Genomic DNA, 26,505 nt, shown 5'->3' on the forward strand with positions numbered 1-26,505 from the left:
CTATTTACGCTGTTTTAACCGATTGATGTTAATAATTATTTTAAAAACGGATAATTAAAACTTGTAAACTTATAATGTGTTTTTCTGCTAATTGGCACGGTTCTTTAATAGTATAATATATGGAAGAAGAATTCTTTTTTGAATCCAACGAAGATGCACAACGCTCGGTAGAACGTTACGAAGAAATGCTCCGCAACCAGGATCAGTATTTCTTCGATGCAGGGGCATTCGAATACATTGTAGATTTCTACATTGAGAAAAATGATCCGGTCAAAGCTTTGCAGGTTGTTGATTTTGCAATCAGTCAGCACCCTTATGCAACAGTGTTTTTAATCAAACAAGCCCATCTTTACATTTTAACCAACAACAACGAAAAGGCTTTTATTGCCTTGCAAAAAGCCGAGCTTTTAGAACCGTCAGAACCAGATATTTATTTGCTCCGCGGTAATATTTTTCAAAATACCGAACGTTTTGACGAGGCTTTGGAAAATTATGAAAAAGCTTTAGGGTTGGCCGAGAGTACTGATGAGATTTTATTACAAATGGCTTATGTTTATCAGAGCATGAGTGATTATGAAAGCGCCATTACCTATATTAAGCTTAGTTTAGAGCAGAATATGGAGAACCAGGATGGTTTATATGAGCTGGCTTTCTGTTACGATGTGTTAGATAAACAAGAAGAAAGTATCAAGTTTTATCAACAATACATCGATACCGATCCGTATTCTTATGCGGCATGGTATAATTTGGGCAACAGTTTCCATAAGTTGAATCTTTTCGAAAAAGCGATCGATGCTTACGATTACGCGATCCTGATCAAAGAAGATTTTAGCTCTGCCTATTTCAATAAAGGTAATGCGCTGGTTCAGCTCGATAAATATGACGAGGCGATAGATGTTTATAAACAGACTTTCGAATACGAGCAGCCTAATGCCGATACTTATTGTGCCATTGGCGAATGTTACGAGAAACTGGAGAAAATGGACGAAGCCCGTTCTTACTACAAAAAATCGGTAAAAATGGATCCCAAAATGGCAGATGCCTGGTTCGGGATCGGTGTTACGCTGAATTTTGAAGAACGTTATTTCGAATCGCTTCACTTTTACAAAAAAGCAATCGATTTAGAGGCCGAAAACCCTGATTTCTGGTTTGCCATGGCCGATGCTTATTATAAATTAGGCCAGATTGACGAATCAATCGAAGCTTACGAAAAGGTATTGGAGTTTAATCCTTTGGATATCGAAGCTTGGTTAGATTTTAGTACTGTGCTTTACGAGCAGGGGAAATTGCTGGAAGCATCGGAAACGATGGCAGAGGCGATTAAAAATAATCCGGAAGCAGCAGAACTGTATTACCGGATGGTAGCCTATCTTTTTGCCCAGGGGAATTATAGCGATGCACTGGGATATTTGGAAACGGCTTTAACAACTGACCCCGATAAACACTATATTTTATTTGAATATTTGCCACAATTGCAGGATAATAGTGCCATTTTGAACGTTATAAACAGATATATTAGGTAACGACCTTGTGAGAAAAATTTAACAAATAAATCTCAAAATTTTTTTCACTTTTGTACGCATATGAATTATCCATTATTAAACGTTCCCGAACGTCCAGCTAAACCACGCCAAAAAGGCTTAACAATGGTTATGGATAAGGGATTGAGCCTACGCCAGGTTGAAGATTTTATTGAAGTTGCCGGCGTACATACAGATATCGTAAAATTAGGTTGGGCAACATCACACGTAACACCAAACCTTAAAGAAAAATTAGCTTTATATAAAAGTGCAGGCATTCCTACCTATTTCGGAGGAACGTTATTTGAGGCCTTTATCATCCGCGACCAGTTTTCAGATTATCAACGTGTTCTAGATCAGTACGGGATGGAATTTGCAGAAGTTTCTGATGGTTCTATTGAAATTGAGCACGATAAAAAATGTGAGTTTATCCGCGAACTTTCTAAACAGGTAACCGTAATTTCGGAGGTTGGAAGTAAAGATGCCGCTAAAATATTTGCCCCATATAAGTGGATTAAATTAATGCAAGCCGAAATCGAGGCGGGATCGTGGAAGGTAATTGCCGAAGCCCGCGAAGGTGGTAATGTAGGTATTTACCGTGGAAGCGGTGAAGTACGCGAAGGATTGGTTGATGAAATTTTAACCCAGATTCCTGAAGAAACCATTATTTGGGAAGCACCTCAAAAAGAACAGCAAGTTTGGTTTATTAAATTAATTGGTAGCAATGTAAACCTTGGTAATATTGCCCCGGCAGAAGTTATTCCTTTAGAAACCATTCGTTTAGGTTTACGTGGAGATACTTTTGATTATTTCCTGAACCAAACTAAATAACTCAACCCGCTGTTGCGGAGTGCATAGTTAAATAAACCTTGCAGGTTTCAAAAACCTGTAAGGTTTGCTTTTTTATATAAATAATGAAAACATACGGCTTAATCGGATACCCACTTTCTCATTCTTTCTCGAAAAAATATTTCACAGAAAAATTTCAAAATGAGGGCATAGCCGATCATCAATATGAGCTTTTTCCTATTGCCGATATTAAATCACTGCCCGATCTGCTGACTGAAAATCCATCACTTTGTGGGCTTAATGTTACGATTCCGCATAAAGTTAACGTGCTTTGCTATTTAAACGAAGTAGATGAAGCTGCGGAAAAAATTGGGGCCGTAAATTGTATTTCGATCAAAAGTTTTGAAGGTGCGACCTATTTAAAAGGCTATAACACCGATGCATATGGCTTTGAAGAATCGCTAAAACCCTTGTTGGGGCCGCAACATACCAAAGCACTGGTTTTTGGCGATGGTGGGGCGGCGAAAGCGGTAAAGTACGTGTTAGAGAAATTAAATATCCAATATCAGGTTGTGGTGCGAACGGCTGTTCCCGGTGCTGTTCTATATTCGGAAGTTACGCCAGAGATTTTAGCCTCACACCAGTTATTGATCAATACTACACCCCTAGGGATGTCGCCAAATGTGGATACCTTTCCTGAAATTGATTACAGTTTAGTTGGGCCAGGGTATTTAGCTTACGATTTAGTATACAATCCGCTGGAGACAGCATTTTTGGCTAAAGCTGCAGCGCGCGGTGCAGCGATTAAAAACGGTTTGGAAATGCTGTACAAACAAGCCGAAAAAGCTTGGGCAATTTGGAATAAATAATTAATTTATCGTCATAGCAAGGAGGAACGACGACGCAATCTTTGATAAAATGTTATGAAACTAAAACAACTGATCTGCCTTCCCTTTGTACTGCTTTTGTTTCTAACAGCTTGTCAGAACCACGATTATAGCCCAAAGCCGAAAGCTTACTATAGGATCGTATTCCCTAAAAAAGATTATACTGTATTTACCAAGCCTGTACCTTTTACTTTTAAATACCCAACTTATGCTGCGGTAGAACAAGATCAAAGCCGCGATGCCCAAAAAAACTGGTACAATTTACACTTTAAGCAGTTTAACGGCTTTTTGCATTTAACGTATTACGATATTTCGGGTAAAGGCGAGTATGATGAAATGGTAGAAGATGCCCGAAAACTGGCTTTTAAACATACCATAAAAGCCAGTGCGATTGATCAAAAACTCATCAATTATCCCGATCATAAAGTTTACGGTATTTATTACGCCATAGAGGGAAATACCGCATCATCAGTTCAGTTTTTTTTAACCGATAGTGCCAAACATTATTTCAGAGGAGCTTTATATTTTAATGAACGCCCACAATACGACTCTATTGAACCCGTTGTTAAATTTATTAAAAAGGATATCGATACCTTGATTTCTACCTTTAGGTGGAAAAATTGATTTATTATTTTGTCATCCTGCTTTTGGAAACAGGATTTTTTTAAAATTTTTATGATTACAATAAAAACCTTCGCATTTAATGCCTACAGCGAAAATACCTATGTACTTTTTGATGAAACCAAAGAATGTGTCATTATCGATCCGGGCATGTACGAAGGTTTTGAGCAAAATGAATTGGCGGCTTTCATTAAAAATGAAGGGTTAAAACCGGTCTTATTACTCAATACACATTGTCATCTCGATCATGTTTTCGGCAATAAATTTGTGTTCGAAACCTACGGCTTAAAACCGCAGTTTCATGCAGGCGAACTGCCAATTTTAAATGCAGTTCCTAGTTATGCACCATCAATGGGTTTTACCCGTTATGATGTATCTCCTCTGCCCGATACCTTTTTGCCCGAAACAGGGACTATTTCTTTTGGTAACAGTACACTGACCTTAATTTTTGCTCCGGGGCATTCGCCGGCACACCTGTGTTTTTACAGTGCACCCGATCATATTTTAATAGGTGGTGATGTACTTTTTTATGGGAGTATTGGCCGTACCGACCTGCCTGGAGGTAATCATCAGCAATTAATCCAAAACATTTCCGATAAACTTTTTGTCTTACCTGATGAAACCAAAGTTTATCCTGGTCATGGACCAGCCACAAACATTGGTTTTGAAAAACAACATAACCCATTTTTTTAGCAGGATTAAAGGTTCATAATTGTTAAAGGCTTTATAACCTGAAGCCTTTTACCTTAAAACCCTCAACCTTTTATTTATCTTTGCCGCTGTGAATACATCGTTTTATATTGCCAAAAGGTATCTTTTTGCTAAAAAATCTACCAATGCCATTAACCTGATATCTGGTATATCGATGGTTGGTGTAATGGTGGGTAGCGCTGCATTGATTATTATCCTTTCGGTATTTAACGGTTTAGAAACAGTAGTATTGAATATGTTCGATACCATTACCCCACAAATTGCCATTACACCGGCTAAGGGGAAAACTTTTGATCCGAACACAGGCTATTTCAATCAGCTCAGAAAAAATAAAGATGTTGCCGCTTTTACCGAGGTGCTACAAGAAAATGCTTTATTAAAATACAACAACAAACAAGCTGTTGGAATGGTTAAAGGTGTAAGTTTAGATTATTTGAAGAACACTAAATTAGATAGTACCATAAAAGAAGGCCATTTTATACTGCACAACAGAAGCGGTGATAATGCGGTAATTGGTTCTGCCCTGCAGAGTTATTTGGCCGTAAATACTGTCGATCCCTTTACAGAGCTGGAAATCTATTCGCCAAAGAAAGATATCGCTGCAAATAGCTTAAACCCTGCCGACGATTTTGTGGTAAAGAACATTCGGGTAAGTGGTGTTTTTGAAGTACAACAAGATTTCGACAATGGCATTATTGTACCATTAAATTTTGCCCGCGAACTTTTAGGCGAAGAGAAAAATGTGTCTGCAATAGAGATCAATCTCCAGCCCGGTGTTGATGTAGACGATTTTCAAAAAGAGGTAATCGAAAAAGCTGGGAAGGATTATGAAGTCAGAAATCAGGCCGAGCAAAATAAATCACTCTACCACATTTTAAATACCGAAAAATGGGCGGTATATATTATTCTTACTTTTATCCTGATTATTGCTATATTTAATATCATAGGGTCGTTAACCATGTTAGTAATCGATAAAGTGAAGGATGTAGCCATTCTGAGCAGTTTAGGCGCAGGCAAGAAATTAATCAAACGTATATTTTTATTTGAAGGAATGATGATCACCATGTCTGGCTGTGTGCTGGGTTTAATTATCGGCCTCATATTTTATTATTTTCAGCACACTTATGGTTTTATCAAAATGGGTGATGAAGTAAATAAAACGCTGGTAAGTTCTTATCCAATCGGATTAAAATGGAAGGATTTTGTTTTAGTTTTTGTTACAGTAGGCATCTTCTCATTTTTGGCATCTGCTTTGTCATCCAATTTAAGTGTTAAAAAGATAGATCAAATTAATCAAACTATATAAAATGAAGTTATTTAAACAAGCAATTGTATTTGTTGTGCTCCTTGGCGTAGCCGCTACAGCTTGTAGAAACGATAAAGCCGAGGGAGAAAAAAGTAACCTGAAAACGGTTAAAGGTTTGTATAGTTTTGGCCCTGAAATGAAGTCTTTTACCTTATGTGAGGATGGGCGTGAGTATTGGGTTAAAGACAGTGTAAAAAATTTAGAGCTCTCTTACAGTAACCTGGGGTTCGAAAAGCCTTACGAGCCAGTATATGTAGAATTAGAAGGTTATTTCGCGAAGTCTGATACCGCTACGGTTTCACCTGATTTCGATTCTACCCTGGTGGTGATGAAAGTGCTTAAAATCAGTAAAGAAATCCCTGACGGGCCTTGTTCACAGTAATTCATCGAAAACCAACAGAGATCGTCATGCTGATCCGGATCTTCGGGATCAAACGCCTTGGTTCGTGTCTCCACGAACTAAACCAATGGTATAGATAAATAGCTTAGACAATTGTTAGATTGAAAGCCTAGCGTTTTAAGATAGTTTTTTTCTTGAAGCGCAATTGCAATGCTAATCGGTTACGGCATTCCTGCTTTCCGTTACAAGTCCTCACCCGATGAAGGATCGGGTTCCGGGCTTTACACTTCAATCAGGGCTAATTTTAAGCGCTTTTGCGGCTATTAATGGTTTAGTAGGATAGGCGCAATTCGCTACGCCCTGCAACCGTAAATAGTTGCACCTTTTCTGTCACCTAAACCTGATCGAAGTGGTTCCGGTTTTTCTCCGGAAGTAACGGAGAGCAGGACTGTCATTAATTGATGCTGCTGCACCTGCTTTCCAGAAAGCTAACAATTTTCCATTTTATGCACACGCTAACCAAACTTGCCTAAACAAAAAAGCTTTCCTGTTTCCAGAAAAGCTTTAGAAATTATAATAAAAGAATATCTCCTACCAGTAGATACTGTAAAGGGCTACCAATAAACCGATAATAATTAGTGAACCAACAGCGAAACCTGTTGTGGTTTTGAACATTTTCGAATCAATTTCCAGTCCTTTTGGATTAACACCGTTTTTGTTCTCAAACAAGCTGATAATTACCATACCGATAATACAGAATACGAATACAATACCCATTCTATCTAAGAAAGGGATTTCATAAATACCTGTTGCATTTTTAACCGAGAAGCCTACTCCCGATAACCAGGAAAGATCGGTCCATGTAGGAAGAACCTTTAACAATAACGATAATCCGAAACCACCAATCGTTGCAAAAAGTGCTGCATTTGAAGTGGCTCTTTTCCAGAAGAAACCGAGAATGAACATGGCAAATATACCTGGAGAAACAAAGCCTGTATACTCCTGGATATATTGGAATCCACCTTTTTTATCGATACCCAAGTGTGGTGCAATAATAACGCCCAATGCCATGGCTACAACTACCGCAATTTTGCCTGTAAAAACAAGGTTTTTTTCAGAAGCATCGGTTTTTAATACTTTTTTGTAAATATCTAATGTGAAAATGGTTGCAATACTGTTTGCTTTACCTGCTAATGAGGCTACAACGGCTGCAGTTAATGCTGCAAACGATAAACCTTTTAATCCCGCAGGTAATAAGTTTAACAATACCGGATAAGCACGGTCTGGATTAACAGTTCCGTCCTGCAGCATTTCCGATTGAAAAGCCCCGTCTTTATACAGTACGTAAGCCGCAATACCTGGCAATACCACAATAATTGGCATTAATAACTTTAAGAATGCAGCAAATAAAATACCTCCACGCGCAGTTTTTAAATCTGCACCTAAAGCACGTTGTGTGATGTATTGATTACAGCCCCAATAGTTAAGGTTTACAATCCACATACCACCTACCAATACGCTTAATCCCGGTAAATCAATGTAATTCTCATTGTCAGGTTTTAAGATCATGTGGAAGTGTTCTGATGCTTTTGAGGTCATAAGGCTATAACCTTCAAAAATGCCTGAGGTTCCGTAATGGGTAGAAACCAGGTTTAATGCCAGGTATGTTGTGGCCAAACCACCCAGAATTAAGAAAAATACCTGGATAACATCGGTATAACCGATTACTTTCATTCCGCCAAGTGTAATTACGATGGCAAAAGCCGCAATGGCGTACATACAGAAAGTTAAATCGAATCCAGAGATACTGCTAACAGCTAAAGCACCTAAATAAAGAATTGATGTTAAGTTTACCACTACGTACAACAATAACCAGAACACAGCCATAATCATGGCAACGGTTCCGTTGTAGCGTTGGTGTAAAAACTGCGGCATTGTGGCGATCTTGTTTTTCAGGTAAACCGGAATAAAAAAAACAGCAACAATAACCAGGGTAAGGGCAGCCATCCACTCGTAAGTTGCAATTGCCAATCCCATCTTAAAGCCCGATCCGCTCATGCCGATAAATTGTTCCGCAGAAATATTCGATGCAATTAATGATGCACCGATTGCCCACCATGTAAGTGAACCTTCAGCTAAGAAATAATCTTTTGAGCCTGTGGATGCGGATTTTTTCTTATTGTAGATGTACAGACCGTAAGCAGCCACAATAACGAAGTACACCGCAAATACAATGTAATCCTTCGTGTCCAATAAATTGTTTTTCATTAATATAATAGTGGTTATTTGGTTTAGAAATCTAAATGTAGTAAAATCATAAATTAATCTCTGCTTTTTTTTGAATTAAAAAATGTTAAAGTAACGTTTATTAATTTGGGCTGCTAAAAATCAACAGCTATTCTACTTTCCACACGCTACTGGGATGGGTAAATTAATGGAGGTCGTCCCGCTTCTCATCCATGGTCTGTGTCTCCGTAGACCATGCTAATTAAATCAAATGCCCGTGGTCTGTGAAGACACAGACCACGGAGATTATATTTTATATAAAATAAATTAAATATACCTGTTGATTAAGTTTTCCAGGTATTCTTGCTTTCCGCTGCGTACCTCTGGTTCGCCGTTTTCTGCAGCATAATTTCTCAAATCTTCTAAACTTAGCTTACCTTGTTCAAATTCGGCACCCTTTCCACTATCAAATGAAGCGTAGCGGTCGGTTCTTATTTTTTTGTAATCAGATTTTTGAAGAATGGCATCTGCAGTGATTAATGCCCTTGCAAAGATATCCATGCCACCAACGTGTGCATAGAACAGGTCTTTTGGATCTGTAGAGTTACGGCGGATTTTCGCATCGAAGTTTACACCTCCACCCTGCAAGCCACCACCTTCTAAGATGATCAACATGGTTTCCGTTAGTTCATTAATATCGTTCGGGAACTGATCGGTATCCCAGCCATTTTGATAATCTCCACGGTTTGCATCGATAGAACCTAATAAGCCATTATCTACTGCAACTTGTAATTCGTGCTGGAAAGTATGGCCGGCCAAGGTAGCGTGGTTAACTTCTAAATTTAATTTGAAATCGGCCAATAGATCGTATTGTTGTAAAAAGCCTTTTACTGTAGCCGCATCGTAATCATATTGATGTTTAGAAGGCTCACATGGTTTCGGTTCGATGAAGAATGTTCCTTTAAAACCCTGTTTGCGTGCATAATCTTTAGCGGTATGTAAGAATTTTGCCAAGTGTTCCTGCTCACGTTTCATGTTGGTATTCAATAAACTCATATAGCCTTCTCTTCCTCCCCAGAACACATAATTTTCGCCACCAAGCGCAATGGTAGCATCTAAAGCTGCTTTAACCTGTGCAGCTCCGTGTGCCAGCACATGGAAATCGGGATTGGTAGATGCGCCATTCATGTAGCGCTTATGGCTGAATAAATTCGCTGTTCCCCAAAGTAATTTTACCCCGCTATCTGCTTGTTTTTGCTTGGCATACTCAACAAGGGCCTGTAATCTGCGCTCGTTTTCGGCAACATCGTCGCTATAATCTACCACATCCACATCATGGAAACAGTAATAAGGAATCTGCATTTTAGTGATAAATTCAAATGCCGCATCCATTTTATCTTTTGCCCTTTCTACTGCATCTTTTTTTTCATCCCAGGGGAAAATGTGCGTTGCGCCACCAAACGGATCTGCACCATTGCCGTTAAATGAATGCCAATAGGCGCAGGCAAATTTAAAATGCTCGTTCATGGTTTTGCCCGCTACAACTTTGTTGGCATCATACCATCTAAATGCTAATGGATTGTCACTGCCCAGGCCTTCAAACTTGATCTGCTCAATGCCCTTAAAAAATTCTTTTGCTCCTGTTACTACTTTTGTCATGTTATTTTGTTTTTTGGTTGTGGTCTGTTGGTCAATAGTTCATAGTCGGTCTCGCTATGGACTGTCAATCATTAACCAATTGCTAATTGTTTCTCTAATATTTTTTTCCAATCCTGATAAATGGGTTCGTATGTTGCCGAATGTTGTGGGATTAAAGTTTTAATTACTTCGTGGTTGTTAAAAGCTTCTTCTGCGCTTTTAAAAATCCCCGCACCTATCCCGGCACCTAAGGCTGCGCCAACACTACCGTCGTTTTCGTAAAGTTCTACCGGAATGCCTGTAACGTCAACAAAAGTTTGTGCAAATACGTCACTTAAAAAGAGGTTGGCCCTCCCGGCACGGATTACTTTAGGTTTCATGCCGTTTTCTCTCATAATATCCAGTCCATAGCGGAAAGAAAAGGCAATTCCTTCTTGTACTGCCCTAAAAATATCCGATTGATTGTGGAGATTTAAGTCGATACCTAACAGCTGGGCGCCAGTATATTTGTTGTTTAACATCCGCTCGGCACCGTTTCCAAAGGGAAGTACTTTTAAGCCATTGCTACCTATTGGTGCTTTTAACGCCAGGTTATTCAGTTCAGCATATGTAGACTGTGGTGCGAAATTGTATTTTGCCCAACGGTACATGCTGCCAGTGCCATTGATACAAAGTAAAACGCCGGTGTGTTTTTTCTCCTCCGAATAGGTTACGTGGGCAAAGGTATTTACCCTCGATTGTTTATCGTAGGTAAGATCGTTGCTTACCCCGTAAATTACACCTGATGTTCCTGCTGTTGCAGCAACTTCTCCAGGCTTCAATACATTTAAAGAAAGCGCGTTGTTAGGCTGATCGCCGGATTTATAAGCTACAGGGATACCGGCTGACAGGCCTAAAGACGCTGCAACATCAGCTTTTAAATAACCGTGTTCGGAAAATAAAGCTTTCACCTGCGGAATAACGTTGCCTGGGATTCCATAATAATCCATTACATCTTTGGAAATTTCATGATTTTCAAAATCCCAGAAAATGCCTTCAGATAATGCAGAAATACTTGTTGTAATTTCTCCTGTTAATTTCATTGAGATGAAATCGCCCGGCAGCATTATTTTATCGATGTGGTTATAGATCTCTGGCTCATTTGCTTTTACCCAGGCCAGCTTTGAAGCTGTAAAGTTTCCCGGAGAGTTTAGGAGGTGTTTTAACGACTTTTCCTCTCCAATGGCCTCAAAAGCACCATTGCCTAACTCAACTGCCCTGCTGTCGCACCAAATAATACTATCACGCAGTACGTTTTGGTCTTTATCTACTACAACCAGACCATGCATTTGGTACGCAATGCCAATTGCTTTAATTTCTTTAGGATTAAATAAGCCTGTCGAATTTAATTTGAGAATTGCTTGCTGAACATTTTGCCACCAATCATTAGGCGATTGCTCTGCCCAGCCCGATTGCAAAGATTTAATTGCTGTTTCCTCTTCCGGGTATTGTGCTGTCGCAATGTTTTTCTGTGAAGCTACATCAACAACTGCAACTTTTATAGATGAGGTTCCTAAATCAATCCCTAATAAATACATGGTTTTAAATTATTTTAATATTTGGCTATGCAAACGGTTGCATAAAGATAGTGCTTAAAATATAAAACGCAAATTTTTGTAACATTTATTCCATTTTGTGCAATCGGTTGAATTGAACATTCTTCCTAATTTAAACTGCAATCGAATTATTTTAATAATTTATATTTTTGCCGTTACATTAAAATTAAGTTATGGAAGAGATTACCTGGAATGATTTCGAAAAAGTAGAACTGAGGGTAGGCACCATTTTAGAGGCTTTCGAATTTCCTGAAGCCCGGCGGCCTGCCTATAAAGTTAAGGTAGACTTTGGCGAATTCGGCATTAAAATGAGTAGTGCGCAGATTACCAAACATTATTCTTTAGACGAATTACCAGGGAAACAGATTGTAGGGGTAATCAACTTCCCTAAAAAACAGATCGGAAAATTTATGTCCGAATTTTTGGTAACCGGTTTTGCCGACGAAAACGGTGATATCGTATTGACTGCAGTACAAAGTAAAGTTCCTAATGGGAGTAAACTGGTGTAACGCTTGTAGACTTCCGAAGTTTTTCTGGCCCTCTGCCCTTGGGAACTTCTGAAGTCTGCACTTTATTTGCTTACTATTAGCACAGGCTTTTGTTCAATAGCCCTGATTGGAGTGAAAAGACCGGAGTGAGGTACGAATGAGGACTTGTAACGAAAAGCAGGACTGAGGTAACGGATTAGCACTGTAACTGCGCTCCAAAAACCTAATCAGAAAAAGTTTACCTATAGACTTCCAAAGTTTCGCCTGACTGTTACCTTTGGAAACTTAGGAAGTCTTACCCTATATTTGTCACATGAGTTTTTACAACTTCGAAAATACCGACCCTGAAAAAGAGGATATCCATTACATGAAATTGGCTTTGGAAGAAGCAAAAAAAGCTTTAGCTGAAGATGAAATTCCAATCGGCGCAATAGTGGTTAGTAAAAACAGGATTATTGGCCGTGGCTACAATTTAACCGAACGCTTTAATGATGTTACTGCACATGCAGAAATGCAGGCGTTTACCTCTGCAGCGCAAACGATAGGCGGGAAATATTTAAGGGATTGTACCCTATATGTAACCATCGAGCCTTGTGTAATGTGTGCCGGTGCAAGTTATTGGACACAGATTGGCCGCATTGTATATGGTGCCAGAGAAGAAAAAAGAGGCTTTATCTCCAAAAACGCGAATCTGCTCCATCCAAAAACGGTGTTAAAAGGAGGGATAATGGCAGAGGAATGTGCAATATTGATGAGGGACTTTTTTGCAAAGAAAAGATGAGTTAATGGCTCATGGTTTGTAGTTCATAGGGAAACGGGCTATTTTGCTATCGACCATCAACTATCGACTAAAAAGTTAATTTTTCATTAAAACTGTTGGCTATTGTCCTGAAGCTTACAGCTTTTAAACCTTTCCAACTTTACAACAACAGCGCAGAAAACGATTTGATGATAATAACATGAACAAATCTTAACGTTCTAATGTTATATTTGCTACAAGAAACATTTTTAAATCTTTAAACATAAAACATTATGGCTTTTGAATTACCTGCGTTACATTACGCAACCGATGCATTAGAACCGCATATTGATAAAACTACCATGGAAATCCACCATGATAAACACCATCAGGCTTACGTTACCAACCTAAACAAAGCTTTAGAAGGTAAGCCAGAAGCGACTTCTAGTATCGAGGAAATTGTAAAAAACATTTCAAAATTCCCAGCTGCTGTGAGAAACAACGGTGGAGGTCACTATAATCACTCTTTGTTCTGGAACATTTTAGGTCCAAATAAAGGTGGTGAGCCAGCTGGCGATTTAGCTAAAGCAATTAACGAAACTTTTGGTTCGTTTGCTGATCTTAAAACTAAATTACAAGAAGCTGGTGCTACCCGCTTTGGTTCTGGCTGGGCTTGGTTATCAGTTGGTGCTGATAAAAAACTTCAGGTTTCTTCTACGCCAAACCAGGATAACCCTTTAATGGATGTTGCTGAAGTTAAAGGAGCACCAATTTTAGGTATCGATGTTTGGGAGCATGCATACTATTTAAAATACCAGAACAAACGCCCTGATTATTTAGCGGCAATTTGGAATGTAATTAACTGGGATGCAGTTGCTGAGCTTTACAAAAAAGCTTTATAAGCTAAACATTCAATAAAATTTAAGAAAGTCCCGATGCAAATCGGGACTTTCTTGTTTTAAGATAATTAAGTAACTTCGCAGATATAAAATGTTCGAAATGAAAAGGCTTGTAATTTTATTTTTAGTTATTGTTGGTGTAAATGGATTGGTGCGTGCACAGCAAAATAAAGTACCTACTCCAGGGGAAATTGCACAGAAGAATGTGGAGGATCTGGATAAGCGATTAAAATTAAATGGAACCCAAAAAAGCGTAATTTACAGCTTTACCTATAACCAAGCGAAAGAACAGGCAGATTTAATCAAAAGGCAACAGGCAGGCAACTCACGTGAAGAGGATGTAGATAAATTTTATAAGCTACAGAACGAAACCTCAAAAAATATCCGCAATGTTTTAAGGCCAGAGCAACAAACGGAATATGATAAAATTATCGAAGAGCGTTTAAGCGGTAAAGGGCTTAAAGCAAAAAACAAGAAAAAGAAAAAAGGCGAAGAGGAAGAAGTGGAGAGCGATATTAAAGGATTGTTATCTGCACCTCCGGCACAAAAACAAGATCTTTAAGCAAGCTAGCACTTTTGCAATCGATTAATTCAATAACAAATGCCAGAGATAATCGTAGGCACTATTGTACTCGGACTACTATTGTCGCCACAGTTACTTGCAGGTTTTTTGGCTAAGCGCACAGGCCGGAATTTCTGGTTCTGGTTTTTTATTTCCTTTTTAATTCCTATCGTTTCATTAATTGTTTTGATCTTTTTGGAGGATAAAAACCCCGCTACATCAGGCTATAAGTTGGCCGATCATGTAGATAAAGACCGTGAGCTAATTCACGAAGTTTAAATGATTCTTCTTTTATTGATTTAGGGCTCTTAATGATTATCATTAAAATACAGCTCTAAAGCCGTCATTGCGAGATACGAAGATAACCGAACGATTGAGTTCATGAATACCTTTAAAAACAGCTGCAAAAATGAATAATCTTAGTGCACACGCTACTAGCGATCGTTGTAAGATTGCTTCGTCGGCTGAAAAAGCCTTCTCGCAATGACGATCACATTTAAAAGCTTTCGAAGCTTTTCCATCGCTTCGCCCTTTTAAACTTCGCAAGAAGAACTAAATCCCAACAATATCTTTTTTCTTCTTTTGCTTCATGGCTTTTGGGATAATTTCTAAAATCTCATCTTTTAAAGCATTAAGCATCCGTTTTTTAATAAAGTTTTTATGGGTTACCAGGCTGATCTCCCGCACAGGTTCGGGCGATTTAAAATGACGGATTTTACTAGTCTGTTTTGCATTTAATTCTGCTATGGCCAGCTCGGGCAATAATGTTGCGCCACCGTTTAAATCGACCATTCTAACCAGCGTTTCTACGCTGCCTGTATTGTATTCCAGTCCCTGTAATCTATTGTTTTTTGTAGAGCGACAAATGTTCAATACCTGATTGCGCATACAATGACCTTCGTTTAAAAGCCAGATGTTTTCATCATTCAAATCTTCGGCATCAACGGCCTTCTTTTTATAAAGCTTGCTATTTTTGCTGATATAGCTCACAAAGTTTTCGTAGTATAACGGGATTTCGGTAATGTTTGGATCGGTAAGTGGCGTGGCTAAAATACCACAATCCAGTACACCTGTTTTGAGGTGGTGAATAATATCTTCGGTGGTATATTCCCAGATTAAAAGTTTTAATTCAGGATATTTATCCAGCATGGCAGAAATTACTTCGGGAAGCAGGTACGGTGCAACAGTTGGGATAACACCTATTCTTAATTCCCCTAGAACATCCTGCTGCTGACTGCTGATCAGTTCTTTTATTTTTCCGCTTTCCTGTAAAATAATCCTGGCCTGGGCAATAATCTGGGCACCAATTTCGGTCGGACTTACTGGTTGTTTGCTCCTGTCGAAAATTTTAACGCTGATCAGTTCCTCCAGCTTTTGTACCTGCATACTTAAGGTAGGCTGCGTTACAAAACATTTATCCGCTGCAGTAACAAAACTTCTGTAAGTATCTACAGCAACAATATATTCTAGCTGAACTAAAGTCATATAGTTAAAATTTATTTATAATTCCAAATATATCAATTTTGACTATAATAAAAAATATTTGAGGCACTGATGGATGGGTAATTGAGTTGTGAATGATTTGGATGAATAAGATTCTCCGTTAAAATGAGACATTTAAACAAAAGGTTGAATAAAATATTTATGTAGGATTGATTTAATTAGCGATAATCCAAATCATCACCGGTTTTCGAGATTAATTAGGTATTTTAGTTTTATGAACAGAATTGCTTTACGCTTTGTCCTTCTTGTTATTTCTCTTCCGCTGGCCTTTGCGGCAAATGCCCAAAACCAATTTTCCGATTGGGCGTTAGGGCCATTTATACGCCCGGAAAATGTTAATCCCATTATTTCGCCAAAAGCTGAAAGTGTTTTCTTCGACCCGATGAGTAAACAAAAAATAGCGTGGGAAGCGGGCGATGTATTTAATCCTGCTGCTACTGTATACAAAAATAAGGTATATCTGCTCTATCGCGGAGAAGATAGGTCAGGTAATGGAATTGGCATGCGTACTTCCAGAATAGGTATTGCTGAAAGTACCAATGGCATTACAATGAAGCGCAATCCAGCGCCTGTGCTCTACCCTGATGAAGATAATCAAAAAGCGTACGAATGGCCGGGTGGCTGCGAAGATCCGCGAATTGCGGTTACCGCAGAGGGTATGTACGTAATGCTGTATACCCAATGGAACAGAAATATATTCCGTCTGGCTGTAGCCACTTCCAAAGATTTAAAACACTGGACCAAACACGGCCCTGCGTTTAGTAGGGCCTACAATGGAAAATTTCAAAATCTCAAATGCAAATCTGGTTCGATTGTAACCAAGGTGGAAAATGGAAAACAAGTGATCGCCAAAATAAATGGCAAATATACGATGTACTGGGGTGAACGTTTCATGAATATTGCTACCTCAGTCGATCTTATCAATTGGGAGCCAGCTTTAAATGCAAAAGGAGATTTAGATTTAATTGTGAAACCCAGGAAAAAATATTTCGATAGTGACCTGACCGAGTGCGGTCCGCCGGCAATTGTAACCGATAAGGGTATTTTAGTTTTATATAATGGTAAAAACAGGAGCGATACAGAAAGAGATACCAATTATGTAGCCAATACCTATTCGGCCGGGCAGGTGTTGTTCGACCTGAAGCATCCTTCAAAAGTGATCGCGCGGCTTGATCAACCTTTTTTCGTACCTACTGCGCCTTTCGAAAAAAGCGGGCAATACCCGTCAGGTACAGTTTTTATCGAGGGGCTGGTTTATTTCAAAGAGAAATGGTTTTTATATTATGGCTGTGCCGACAGCCGGGTAGCAGTAGCCATTTATGATCCTGCCGCTAAAAAATAAGCCATAAATAAAATTGCGCAGAATAACATCCTGCGCACCCTTGTAAAACTCATTTAGTAACGGCTTTCAAAATCCTGATAAGCCAGCGCAATACCTTCGCGAAGTTCTATTTGATGTTTCCAGCCTAAATTATGAAGTTTGCTTACGTCCATCAATTTACGCGGTGTTCCATCGGGTTTGCTTGCATCGAATACCAATTCGCCTTCAAAGCCCAATACGTCTTTGATTAATAAAGCCAGGTCTTTGATGGTTAAGTCGTGCCCGGTACCAACATTGATCAAATGCGGTTCGTTGTAGTTTTGCATCAGGAAATAACAGGCGTCTGCCAGATCATCTGCAAACAAAAATTCGCGCATCGGCGAACCGGATCCCCAAACCACAATCTCTTTTTCGTTATTTGCTTTTGCCTCGTGTACCTTACGGATCAAAGCAGGTAGAACATGTGAATTTTGAGGGTGATAGTTGTCATTAAAGCCATATAAATTTGTTGGCATTACAGAGATGAAATTACAGCCATATTGATCGCGGTAGGCATCGCACATTTTAATCCCTGCAATTTTTGCAATTGCATAAGGCTCATTGGTGTGCTCTAAAGTTCCGGTTAAAAGGTAATCTTCTTTTAAAGGCTGTGGGGCCATTTTAGGGTAGATACAGCTCGACCCCAAAAACATGAGTTTCTTAACGCCATTTACATAAGCATTATGGATCACATTATTTTGTATGGCTAAATTCTCATAGAGAAAATCGGCCCTGTATGTATTGTTAGCTACAATGCCACCTACCTTTGCTGCGGCAAGAAATACGTAATCTGGTTTTTCTGCTGCAAAGAAATCGGTAACCGCCTGTTGGTTGCGTAAATCTAGCTCGCTCGAAGTTTTGGTTATAATATTCTCGTAACCCTCTTTTTGCAGTTTGCGGTAAATGGCCGAACCCACCATACCACGATGACCTGCAACATATATTTTAGCGTTTTTTTCCACGGTATTTTTTATAGGTTACAAAAATACGATTCCTAAATAAGAATGACATTAATCTTTCTGGCAAAAGAAACTTCGATTATTGATTTAATTGTATTTTTGCAGAAAAAAAAACTTTTGGGTAAAGATAAACTTAGGCGTTTTGCAGAAATTGAAACATTTGCAAACGTATATCAATTAGAACAAGGAAAAACTTTAAAGGGAAACTGGGCTTCAGCACATTTTAAAAATACGAATCCCATTGTGCTCGAACTGGCATGTGGAAAAGGCGAATATTCGGTAAACTTAGCCAGGTTGTTTCCTGAAAAAAACTTTATAGGTGTTGATTATAAGGGTAACCGCATTTGGAGAGGCGCAAAAACAGCTATTGAAGATGGAATTAACAACGTTGCTTTTTTAAGAATCCAGATTGAAAATTTATTGGATTATTTCAACGAAGGAGAAATTGACGAGATCTGGATCACCTTTCCCGATCCGCAACTACAAGATAGCCGTGAAAAAAAACGTTTGACTTTCCCCGCATTCCTGAACCGCTATAAACTTGTTTTAAAACCAGGTGGCAATGTTAATTTGAAAACGGATAACGACCAATTGTATGCTTATACGTGCGAAAAGGTTGCAGAATTAGGATTGCCTGTACATAAAAATACCGATCATCTGTATACTTCTGAACTGGTTGATGAAGTATTGTCGATCAAAACCTATTACGAGAAAAAATACTTGTTACACGATAAAAATATTAATTATATTCAATTTTCTTTTGAATAATGGATACTAACTTTTACGAACAGGTTTATGAGATTGCCCGGTTAATTCCGAAAGGGAGGGTTACATCTTATGGAGCTATCGCGAAAAGTTTAGGTGCAGCAAAATCATCAAGAATGGTTGGACATGCCATGCTTTATGCCGGAACAGCCCATCCTGTTGTGCCTGCCCATAGGGTGGTAAACAGTAGTGGTTTGCTAACCGGAAAGTTTCATTTCAAACCGCCCGAACTAATGGAGGAACTGTTAAAGAAAGAAGGCGTTGAAGTGAAGGACGATAAGGTGGTAAACTTTAAAAAAGTATTCTGGAATCCGCTCGAAGAAATTACAGTATAACAGGCAAACTTCGTTTATAATCGGTAAGGGTAAAAATAATCAGAATCAATAAACCTAAGCAGGCATAGAAGATTTCGTCGGTTAAATTTCCTTTAAAAAGCGTAAATGCTAAAATTACTAGAACAATACTAACGAAAAACTCGATAAGGCCGTGGAGTTTAAGATTAATGATTTTAAAAATACCCCCGCTGAAATTGGTGGTTATCGTTAATAAAAAATGAATGACGCCCAATGTGTAAGCCAGTGTTGAAGCGGTTTTAGAAAGGCCAAAAATATCTGGCGAAGCCAACAAAAGCATTACCAATAGGTAATCTAAAACGGCATGAAATTTTGGAGATATCATTTTCATAATCAAATGTTTATATCCCTAACAAATAACAGTTAAAAAAGATTTTAAAATATGGGAAAGCTTGTAGAAGAATTTAATGGCTATCGTGAAAAAATGAACGATAGAATTATGGAGACGGCGAATACAAATATTAAACGATTTTTTGCACTCGATACCACCTCCTATGCTGATGGAGCCTTAGATGTTAAAACGAAAGAGATGTTAGGCCTTGTAGCCTCAATGGTTTTGCGTTGTGATGATTGCATTAAATACCATTTGGGCAAGTGTTTCGATGCTGGTGTAAACCATGATGAGATGAACGAAATTTTCATGATCGCCAATCTTGTGGGTGGCAGTATTGTAATTCCACATTACAGGAGAGCGGTGGAGTATTGGGATGAGCTAAGTTTGGAGTCAGGAGTTTAGAGTTGGGAGTTTCCTTGCATGTCCCAGACTGGGGCTGTTAGATTTTAGAGTAGAGTTCTTAAAAATGCACTAAATAATGCCATTGAATATTTTTATATTTAGTTTATGGGAACAATTAAGGATTTATTGGCTTATCAAAAAGGATTTAAACTTTCAATGGAAATATTCCATATCTCTAAACGGTTTCCATCAGAAGAAAAATATAGTCTAACAGATCAGATCAGAAGATGCTCAAGAAGTGTTTGCGCGAACTTGGCAGAGGCTTATAGAAAAAGAAAATACCCAAACCATTTTGTTAGTAAGCTTTCTGATGCTGATACTGAAAACGGTGAAACTCAAACCTGGCTGGAATTCGCTCTGGCCTGTAGCTACATTTTTGAGGATGAGTTTAATATGTTAAATAATCAAGCAGAAGAAGTTGCAAAGTTATTGGTATACATGATGAAAAACCCGGAAAAGTTCTTAATCAAATTGTTTTAATACGTTGCTTTGGATGACTCCAAGCTCCAATCTTAGCCCTATGCCGACTCAAAACTCCCAACCCCAAACTCCAAACTCAATAACCCGCTGTGCCTGGGCAGGCTCCGATCCACTCTATATCAAATATCACGATGAAGAATGGGGAAAGCCTGTTTATGATGATAAAATTTTATTCGAATTCCTGATCCTCGAAGGTGCGCAGGCTGGCTTAAGCTGGATTACTATTCTCAGAAGACGGGAGAACTACCGTAAAGCTTTCGCCGATTTTGAGGTGAACAAAGTAGCGGCTTTTACTGAAAAAGATGTAGAGCGGCTGATGAACGATGAAGGTATTATCCGCAATCGTTTAAAAGTTAAAGGAGCCATTACCAACGCTAAATTGTTCATCGAAATCCAGAAGGAATTTGGAAGCTTTTCTAAGTACATGTGGAGTTTTGTTCCTGATGGTAAACCGATCCAAAATCAGATCGAAAAAATGAGTGATGTTCCGCCAAGAACCGAACTTTCCGATCAGATTAGTAAAGACATGAAAAAACGTGGCTTCAAATTTTTCGGCACCAACATCTGTTATGCACATATGCAGGCAACCGGCATGGTTAATGACCATTTATTAAACTGTTGTGCAAGATAATGTTTACTTTTTTGCAGCGACCAGGAGCCAGTTTGTTTAAATATTTTATGCAAGAGGATCTTGCAATCCTATAATCAACCCGGAATCCTAGCGCTACTTCTTTGTGGCGTTATATTCCTTAACCCATTCAATTACATCTCTGCTATTAAAATCTGTCCCAGCTTCAACTTTAGCTTTTAAAGTAGGTTGGTCGCCTATTTTTTGCAATAAAATATTTTTAATTTCAGTTTTTTTAGTGTCTTCGGTTATCGCCTTCATAGGTACTTCCTGTAAAGGACCAGCACCTGGTTTTTCAATAAAGTAACGAACAACAGGCGCACATGCTGGTCTCTCTGGTGCAGCATTACGGCCACTGCCGATGCTAATGCCTCCACCCATACCCATGCCACCATAACCACCGGTTCCTGTTCCAATACCAATTGACGGTCTGAATTTTACTTTTTTCTCTTTTACTGCGGGAACTAAGGTACCTCCGCCAAAAGAATAAAGATTAACTGTACCCATTTCGATTATCTTAACAAAACGGTATTCGAAATTGCGCCCATTTGCAAAACCCTTGCTCAAAAAGCTATCACCGTTCCAAAAGAAGTTCTTAACATCCTTTGCAGGCAAAATCACATCGGCTTCATCATTGGCGCTAATAAAAACCGAAAAATAATCAGTGCCCTTTATCGTTCCACGGATGACATCATCGTTGTTTTTAACAATAAAATCCTGGGCTGAAAGTTGATTTAGCGTAAGTAAGAAAAGAAAAACAGATAATAGAAATTTCATATGCTTAATTGCTTTTCACAAATAACGGAACTTAATTCCAAAACATACTAATTCAGATTAATTTTGATATTTCCAGTCGCTACATCAGGATGTTCTTTTTGAAAATTAATAAATGATTCTTTAGCTCTGGATCAGCTTGAGTATCAGTCATCACTTTACGCAGACTTTCCCGATCAATAAAATTAACCAGTCCGATATTAATGGCAATATAGTTGGCAATCTTATTAATGTTTTCCTATTCATTGGCAAAAACATCTTTAGCGGCGTTAATATCCTCGATTGATTTTAGCTGTACGGCAATTTCTTTTGCCAAAACTTCTTTGTTAACAACAACCATTCCCTTTGGAATATAAAATGTAGAATCGGTTTTATAGGGATCAACAAAGAGAAATAGCGTATCTTTTGTAGTTGGATTTATCAAAGTATAACGATCTACAATACCTGTATTTGAATGTTGACTATTTCTTTTAGTAAAGTCGATTTTTGATCCATCAGGCCAGCGGTAAGAATTTTCGAGTTTGGCCATTCTTACTCTTAAATTATCCCGATCGGATATGTTTTTAAAGGCACCACTGCCTATTGGCCGATCGATTGACGCGCCATAACCATCATCGGGTCCTTTTAGGTTTTCGAAAGTGATATAGGTAATCAAGGTATCGGATGGGAACTGAGCCTTGGTTAAGCAGGCCGTCATGCAAAAAATTAAGGTAAAGAAAGTTTTCATAAAAGCGTTTTTTTATAAATGATGCTTAAAGTAAGAGATTTCAATAAATAATTTATTTTTTTTGTTGATAAAGCATTTTAGTGATATGACTAACTTTGGTTACTTTTATCATCCGATAAATCTGTTTGTCGGTATAATCATAAAATAGGTGTAATCACATGAATAAAAAACTCTTTCTCCTAGATGGTATGGCGCTGATGTACAGGGCGCATTTTGCATTAAGTAAAAACCCTCGTTTCACCTCAACAGGCATTAATACATCGGCAGTAATGGGCTTTACCAATACTTTGTTAGATGTTTTGAAGAAAGAAAAACCAACACACATTGCAGTTGTTTTCGATACCGAGGCGCCGACTGAAAGGCATACTTCTTTCGAAGCGTATAAAGCACATCGTCAGGCTATGCCGGAAGATCTGGCTGCGGCAATGCCTTATGTGATCAAATTAATTACGGGTTTTAATATTCCAGTAATCACCTCTGATGGTTACGAGGCCGATGATATTATTGGTACACTGGCTAAAAAGGCAGAACAAAAAGGCTATCAGGTTTACTGCATGACGCCAGATAAGGATTTTGCACAATTGGTTTCTGAAAATATTTTTATTTACAAACCTTCCCGTATGGGTAACGATATGGAAATATTGGGCGTAAAGGAAGTATTGGCCAAATGGGAGATCGAAAATGTATTACAGGTAATCGATATTTTAGGTTTATGGGGCGATGCGGTAGATAATATCCCGGGCATCCCAGGCATAGGCGAGAAAACAGCGAAAGCTTTGATCAAACAATATGGCTCTATGGAGAACATTATTGCAAATTCGCACGAACTAAAAGGTAAACAGCGCGAAAACGTAGAAAATTTTGCAGAGCAAGGTTTAATCTCAAAAAAACTGGCTACTATTTTATTGGATGTTCCTGTTGAATTGGATGAAGCAAGTTTGGAACTCTGCGATCCGAGCCGCGATTTATTAGAACCGCTATTTACCGAATTAGAGTTCAGAACTTTAGGTCGCAGGGTATTTGGCGATGAATTTTCCGTTACGACAGCACGCTTTCAGGAAGGTACGCAGACAGATTTATTTGGAAACCAAGCAGGTGAAGCCATTCAATATACCAATACACTTGAAGAGGAACCAGTAGAAAAGCTTCCGGCTAAAACCATAGAAAATACAGAACACGATTACCAGTTGGTTGACACTGCTGAGCAACGTGCAGATCTAATTAAGTCATTGCTTGCCGAAAAACGCATCTCATTTGATACGGAAACTACCGGTACCGATGCAAACATGGCCGATTTAGTTGGTTTATCTTTCTCCATAAAACCAGGCACAGGTTATTACATTCCGGTTCCGGCAGTGAGAGAAGAAGCTCAGGTTATCGTCGACGAATTTAGAGTCGTATTGGAAAATGAAGAAATTGAAAAAATTGGTCAGAATACCAAATACGATATTTTAGTGTTGAAATGGTATGGTGTTCAGGTGAAAGGTAAACTTTTTGATACCATGCTTGCCCACTATTTAATCGACCCTGATACCCGCCATGGTATGGATGTATTATCAGAAAACTACCTTGGTTATTCACCAATTTCTATTACCAAATTGATTGGTGCAAAAGGCAAAAACCAAGGCACCATGCGTGATGTGCCAGTAATAGATGTGGTAGATTACGCTGCCGAAGATGCCGATGTGACCTTACAATTAGCGCACATCTTCGAACCAAAATTAAAAGAACTAAATGCGGCCAAACTAGCCGAAGAAATTGAGAACCCTTTAGTTTATGTTCTGGCAGACATAGAGAAAGAAGGTGTTCGCATTGATATCGAAACCTTAAAAGCTTATTCCAAAGAGCTCGAAACTGAAATTATCAAGTTCGAACAGAATGTTTACGATAAAGCAGGAATTAAATTTAATCTTGCTTCGCCAAAGCAATTGGGAGAGGTTTTATTTGATAAACTTCAGTTAGATCCGAAAGCTAAAAAAACGAAAACCGGTCAGTACCAAACCGGAGAAGACGTTTTAATGGCCTTAGCCAGCAAAAGTGATATTGTACAGGATATTTTAGACTTCCGCCAGTTACAGAAACTTAAATCTACCTATGTTGATGCACTGCCTTTAATGGTTAACCCTAAAACAGGTAGAGTGCATACATCCTACAATCAGGCTGTTGCGGCAACAGGAAGATTAAGCTCCAATAACCCGAATTTACAGAATATTCCGATCCGTACCGAGCGTGGCAGAGAGGTGCGCAAAGCCTTTATTGCAAGGGATGAAAACCACATTTTGTTATCGGCCGATTATTCGCAGATAGAATTGCGCATTATAGCCGAAATCAGCAAGGAAGAGAATATGCTCGATGCGTTTAACAAGGGGATCGATATCCACACGGCAACAGCAGCTAAAGTGTATGGCGTAAGCATCGAAGAAGTAGATGGAACACAGCGCAGAAATGCCAAAGCCGTTAACTTCGGAATTATTTATGGTCAGTCTGCTTTTGGTTTATCACAAAATTTAGGTATTCCACGCAAAGAAGCAGCAGAAATTATAGAACAATATTTTGCGCAATACCCAGGTATTAAACGTTACATGAGCGATACCATGAACTTTGCACGCGAGAACGGATTTGTAGAAACGATAATGGGCAGAAGACGTTATTTAAGAGATATTAACTCTGCCAACCAAACCGTAAGAGGTTTTGCAGAACGAAATGCCATTAATGCACCCATTCAAGGTTCTGCAGCCGATATGATTAAGATTGCCATGATCAATATCCATAAAGAAATGAAAGCACAGAATTTACAGTCAACCATGACCATGCAGGTACATGATGAGTTGGTGTTTGATGTACTGAGATCAGAAAAAGAAACGATGAAAGCAATTATTCAGGATAAAATGGCCAATGCCATTAAACTCACGGTACCCATTGTGGTAGAAATTGGTGAGGGAGATAATTGGCTGGCTGCGCATTAAGGGATAATGAAATACATGTGATGAAAAGAACCTTAATCATCGTTTTCAGTTTTATTTCGCTTAATGTATTTGCACAGAAAAGCGACACCTTAATAACCTATAGCTTTGGTGATTATGCTAAAACGGTAGCCAAAACAGGTGAAACTTATAAAGTTTACAGAAAGGATAGTGTTTGGATCAAAACAACCTTTAATGCCAAACACACTATTGTTAAAACGGAAACTTTCACCGATAAAAAACTTAAAACGCTAAACGGCGAATATGAAGAGTACAACAATGAAAAAGTTTCATTGAAGGGTTTTTATCTCGACAATAAAAAAACAGGTTTGTGGACGAGCTTTGACCTTGATGGTAAGCCAAAAGAATCGAAAGTATATCAAGAAGATAAGCTCAATGGAGCATATACCACCTATTGGAAAAATGGTGCTACAAAAATAAGCGGCAATTATAGCAATGGAAAGAAATTGGGCGAATGGAAGATTCTTTACGAGAACGGCAACCTGGCACTTAAAGAAGCGTACGATAGTAAAAATAAAGTAACCGATAGTGCATATCTAGCTATCGACGGTAAACCTGTAGCCAAAGCCGATGTTAGCACGGAGCCGTTTTTTCCGGGAGGCATGAAGCAATTTTATGTATATCTGAGCAGAAATATCAGGTATCCTGTAGAAGATCATCGGGTTAAAACCCAAGGGAAAGTTTATTTATCATTCACAGTAAATAAAACTGGCACAATAGAAGATATTAAAATTATTTCGTCACCTAGTGCAAGTTTAAGTGAAGAGGCAATCAGGGTTACGCAGCAATCACCAAATTGGATTCCAGGTACATTATTTGGTAATCCCATAGCTGTATCGTACAACATCAATATTAATTTTACTTTAAGGTAGTTGTATTACAAAAAATAAAAATATTCGTTATCTTCATTAAAAC

General features: G+C 38.6%; 28 protein-coding genes. 20 read left to right on the forward strand and 8 right to left on the reverse strand.

Annotated features, from left to right (window positions below):
- The first annotated feature begins 119 nt into the window (after window positions 1-119).
- The 7 genes from LQ201_RS14275 (at window position 120) to LQ201_RS14305 (ending at window position 6,216) form a co-directional block, all read left to right on the forward strand.
- Window positions 120-1,523: a tetratricopeptide repeat protein gene (locus LQ201_RS14275; RefSeq protein ID WP_116252178.1), complete on the forward strand. Its 1,404-nt coding sequence runs from the start codon at window positions 120-122 to the stop codon at window positions 1,521-1,523.
- 60 nt (window positions 1,524-1,583) lie between these two features.
- Complete coding sequence (locus LQ201_RS14280; RefSeq protein WP_230143298.1) at window positions 1,584-2,351, forward strand: phosphosulfolactate synthase; 768 nt, start codon at window positions 1,584-1,586, stop codon at window positions 2,349-2,351.
- 83 nt (window positions 2,352-2,434) lie between these two features.
- Complete coding sequence (locus LQ201_RS14285) at window positions 2,435-3,178, forward strand: shikimate dehydrogenase (protein ID WP_230143299.1); 744 nt, start codon at window positions 2,435-2,437, stop codon at window positions 3,176-3,178.
- Between the two features lie 54 nt (window positions 3,179-3,232).
- Window positions 3,233-3,820 (forward strand): gliding motility lipoprotein GldD, encoded by a 588-nt coding sequence (locus LQ201_RS14290; RefSeq protein WP_230143300.1) that lies wholly within the window; start codon window positions 3,233-3,235, stop codon window positions 3,818-3,820.
- A gap of 51 nt (window positions 3,821-3,871) precedes the next feature.
- Window positions 3,872-4,510 carry an MBL fold metallo-hydrolase gene (locus tag LQ201_RS14295; RefSeq protein ID WP_230143301.1) on the forward strand — a complete coding sequence of 213 codons (639 nt, stop codon included), beginning with the start codon at window positions 3,872-3,874 and terminating at the stop codon, window positions 4,508-4,510.
- Window positions 4,511-4,598: 88 nt separating this feature from the next.
- The gene (locus tag LQ201_RS14300; protein WP_230143302.1) at window positions 4,599-5,834 is read left to right on the forward strand and encodes an ABC transporter permease; all 1,236 of its coding nucleotides are present in this window, start codon (window positions 4,599-4,601) and stop codon (window positions 5,832-5,834) included.
- Window position 5,835: 1 nt separating this feature from the next.
- Window positions 5,836-6,216 carry a hypothetical protein gene (locus LQ201_RS14305; protein WP_131029427.1) on the forward strand — a complete coding sequence of 127 codons (381 nt, stop codon included), beginning with the start codon at window positions 5,836-5,838 and terminating at the stop codon, window positions 6,214-6,216.
- A 549-nt stretch (window positions 6,217-6,765) separates the two neighbouring features.
- Here LQ201_RS14305 and LQ201_RS14310 read toward each other — a convergent pair.
- From LQ201_RS14310 to LQ201_RS14320, 3 genes are all read right to left on the reverse strand, one after another.
- Window positions 6,766-8,442: a sodium/sugar symporter gene (locus LQ201_RS14310; RefSeq protein WP_230143303.1), complete on the reverse strand. Its 1,677-nt coding sequence runs from the start codon at window positions 8,440-8,442 to the stop codon at window positions 6,766-6,768.
- A gap of 285 nt (window positions 8,443-8,727) precedes the next feature.
- A complete protein-coding gene (gene xylA, locus LQ201_RS14315; RefSeq protein ID WP_230143305.1) occupies window positions 8,728-10,059 on the reverse strand; it encodes a xylose isomerase in 1,332 nt (443 codons plus the stop codon).
- Between the two features lie 71 nt (window positions 10,060-10,130).
- Window positions 10,131-11,615 carry a xylulokinase gene (locus LQ201_RS14320; RefSeq protein WP_230143307.1) on the reverse strand — a complete coding sequence of 495 codons (1,485 nt, stop codon included), beginning with the start codon at window positions 11,613-11,615 and terminating at the stop codon, window positions 10,131-10,133.
- 191 nt (window positions 11,616-11,806) lie between these two features.
- On the opposite strand from LQ201_RS14320, the gene LQ201_RS14325 reads away from it, so the two are divergent.
- From LQ201_RS14325 to LQ201_RS14345, 5 genes are all read left to right on the forward strand, one after another.
- Window positions 11,807-12,142, forward strand: a complete 336-nt coding sequence (locus LQ201_RS14325; protein ID WP_057930747.1) for a tRNA-binding protein — start codon at window positions 11,807-11,809, stop codon at window positions 12,140-12,142.
- Window positions 12,143-12,434: 292 nt separating this feature from the next.
- Window positions 12,435-12,902: a nucleoside deaminase gene (locus LQ201_RS14330; protein ID WP_230143308.1), complete on the forward strand. Its 468-nt coding sequence runs from the start codon at window positions 12,435-12,437 to the stop codon at window positions 12,900-12,902.
- Window positions 12,903-13,153: 251 nt separating this feature from the next.
- The gene (locus tag LQ201_RS14335) at window positions 13,154-13,762 is read left to right on the forward strand and encodes a superoxide dismutase (protein ID WP_230143309.1); all 609 of its coding nucleotides are present in this window, start codon (window positions 13,154-13,156) and stop codon (window positions 13,760-13,762) included.
- Between the two features lie 97 nt (window positions 13,763-13,859).
- On the forward strand, window positions 13,860-14,321 hold the full coding sequence (locus LQ201_RS14340; protein ID WP_230143310.1) for a hypothetical protein: 462 nt from the start codon (window positions 13,860-13,862) through the stop codon (window positions 14,319-14,321).
- Between the two features lie 39 nt (window positions 14,322-14,360).
- A complete protein-coding gene (locus tag LQ201_RS14345; protein WP_230143312.1) occupies window positions 14,361-14,600 on the forward strand; it encodes a hypothetical protein in 240 nt (79 codons plus the stop codon).
- A gap of 273 nt (window positions 14,601-14,873) precedes the next feature.
- On the opposite strand, the gene LQ201_RS14350 is transcribed toward LQ201_RS14345, so the two are convergent.
- A complete protein-coding gene (locus tag LQ201_RS14350) occupies window positions 14,874-15,806 on the reverse strand; it encodes a hydrogen peroxide-inducible genes activator (RefSeq protein WP_230143314.1) in 933 nt (310 codons plus the stop codon).
- A 232-nt stretch (window positions 15,807-16,038) separates the two neighbouring features.
- Between LQ201_RS14350 and LQ201_RS14355 the strand changes: the two genes are divergently transcribed.
- The gene (locus tag LQ201_RS14355; RefSeq protein ID WP_230143316.1) at window positions 16,039-17,166 is read left to right on the forward strand and encodes a glycoside hydrolase family 130 protein; all 1,128 of its coding nucleotides are present in this window, start codon (window positions 16,039-16,041) and stop codon (window positions 17,164-17,166) included.
- Between the two features lie 53 nt (window positions 17,167-17,219).
- On the opposite strand, the gene LQ201_RS14360 is transcribed toward LQ201_RS14355, so the two are convergent.
- Window positions 17,220-18,146, reverse strand: coding sequence for a GDP-L-fucose synthase (locus LQ201_RS14360; RefSeq protein ID WP_256449200.1), 927 nt, complete (start codon window positions 18,144-18,146; stop codon window positions 17,220-17,222).
- 114 nt (window positions 18,147-18,260) lie between these two features.
- Between LQ201_RS14360 and trmB the strand changes: the two genes are divergently transcribed.
- Complete coding sequence (gene trmB / locus LQ201_RS14365) at window positions 18,261-18,911, forward strand: tRNA (guanosine(46)-N7)-methyltransferase TrmB (RefSeq protein ID WP_230143459.1); 651 nt, start codon at window positions 18,261-18,263, stop codon at window positions 18,909-18,911.
- Complete coding sequence (locus tag LQ201_RS14370) at window positions 18,911-19,243, forward strand: MGMT family protein (RefSeq protein WP_230143318.1); 333 nt, start codon at window positions 18,911-18,913, stop codon at window positions 19,241-19,243. Before trmB ends, LQ201_RS14370 begins: the two co-directional genes overlap by 1 nt.
- On the opposite strand, the gene LQ201_RS14375 is transcribed toward LQ201_RS14370, so the two are convergent.
- The gene (locus LQ201_RS14375; RefSeq protein ID WP_230143319.1) at window positions 19,233-19,592 is read right to left on the reverse strand and encodes a hypothetical protein; all 360 of its coding nucleotides are present in this window, start codon (window positions 19,590-19,592) and stop codon (window positions 19,233-19,235) included. The genes LQ201_RS14370 and LQ201_RS14375 overlap by 11 nt on opposite strands.
- A 51-nt stretch (window positions 19,593-19,643) precedes the next feature.
- Between LQ201_RS14375 and LQ201_RS14380 the strand changes: the two genes are divergently transcribed.
- From LQ201_RS14380 to LQ201_RS14390, 3 genes are all read left to right on the forward strand, one after another.
- Window positions 19,644-19,997 carry a carboxymuconolactone decarboxylase family protein gene (locus LQ201_RS14380; protein ID WP_230143321.1) on the forward strand — a complete coding sequence of 118 codons (354 nt, stop codon included), beginning with the start codon at window positions 19,644-19,646 and terminating at the stop codon, window positions 19,995-19,997.
- Window positions 19,998-20,102: 105 nt separating this feature from the next.
- A complete protein-coding gene (locus LQ201_RS14385) occupies window positions 20,103-20,477 on the forward strand; it encodes a four helix bundle protein (protein WP_230143324.1) in 375 nt (124 codons plus the stop codon).
- A gap of 40 nt (window positions 20,478-20,517) precedes the next feature.
- Window positions 20,518-21,108, forward strand: coding sequence for a DNA-3-methyladenine glycosylase I (locus LQ201_RS14390; protein WP_230143325.1), 591 nt, complete (start codon window positions 20,518-20,520; stop codon window positions 21,106-21,108).
- A gap of 93 nt (window positions 21,109-21,201) precedes the next feature.
- On the opposite strand, the gene LQ201_RS14395 is transcribed toward LQ201_RS14390, so the two are convergent.
- Both LQ201_RS14395 and LQ201_RS14400 read right to left on the reverse strand, forming a co-directional pair.
- On the reverse strand, window positions 21,202-21,882 hold the full coding sequence (locus LQ201_RS14395) for a hypothetical protein (RefSeq protein ID WP_230143327.1): 681 nt from the start codon (window positions 21,880-21,882) through the stop codon (window positions 21,202-21,204).
- Between the two features lie 235 nt (window positions 21,883-22,117).
- Window positions 22,118-22,606, reverse strand: coding sequence for a hypothetical protein (locus LQ201_RS14400; protein ID WP_230143329.1), 489 nt, complete (start codon window positions 22,604-22,606; stop codon window positions 22,118-22,120).
- Window positions 22,607-22,764: 158 nt separating this feature from the next.
- Between LQ201_RS14400 and polA the strand changes: the two genes are divergently transcribed.
- Both polA and LQ201_RS14410 read left to right on the forward strand, forming a co-directional pair.
- Complete coding sequence (gene polA, locus LQ201_RS14405) at window positions 22,765-25,572, forward strand: DNA polymerase I (RefSeq protein WP_230143330.1); 2,808 nt, start codon at window positions 22,765-22,767, stop codon at window positions 25,570-25,572.
- 20 nt (window positions 25,573-25,592) lie between these two features.
- Window positions 25,593-26,462: an energy transducer TonB gene (locus LQ201_RS14410; RefSeq protein ID WP_230143332.1), complete on the forward strand. Its 870-nt coding sequence runs from the start codon at window positions 25,593-25,595 to the stop codon at window positions 26,460-26,462.
- Window positions 26,463-26,505: the final 43 nt, after the last annotated feature.

The organism is Pedobacter sp. Bi126, assembly GCF_918698245.1.
In the GTDB taxonomy this organism is placed as follows: domain Bacteria; phylum Bacteroidota; class Bacteroidia; order Sphingobacteriales; family Sphingobacteriaceae; genus Pedobacter.